We start from the raw sequence: 262 nt of genomic DNA, 5'->3' as shown, positions 1-262 counted from the left end.
GAATAGCCGATCATCACCATCTGTTTGCCCTGAATAAAGCCGCGATACCAGTCGATGTTCAGCAACTGGGTCACCACGTCGTCGGCGTTGTTCAGGTCGTCGAGGGTTTCGAACAGCGGAGCGACCGGCAGCGCGAACGGGCAACCGGCCTCTTTCAACAGCAGGTGCACCGCCAGCACGTCGGACGGCGTGCGCGCCATTGAAATCACGTAGGCGGCGATCGAGCCCTGCGGCGCTTCGGCAATTACCCGGCAGGTTTCCA

1 protein-coding gene is annotated in these 262 nt (G+C 61.1%); it reads right to left on the bottom strand.

From position 1 onward, the window contains the following. Positions 1-262, bottom strand: a 262-nt coding sequence (locus tag J2D73_RS20365) for a phosphoenolpyruvate carboxylase (RefSeq protein WP_207884245.1), incomplete at both ends; no start/stop codon positions are given.

The sequence above is a fragment of the Acetobacter sacchari genome (genome assembly GCF_017377715.1).
In the GTDB taxonomy this organism is placed as follows: domain Bacteria; phylum Pseudomonadota; class Alphaproteobacteria; order Acetobacterales; family Acetobacteraceae; genus Acetobacter; species Acetobacter sacchari.
Note: the sequence above shows the minus strand (reverse complement) of the source record. Positions and strands in the feature narration are given on the sequence as shown.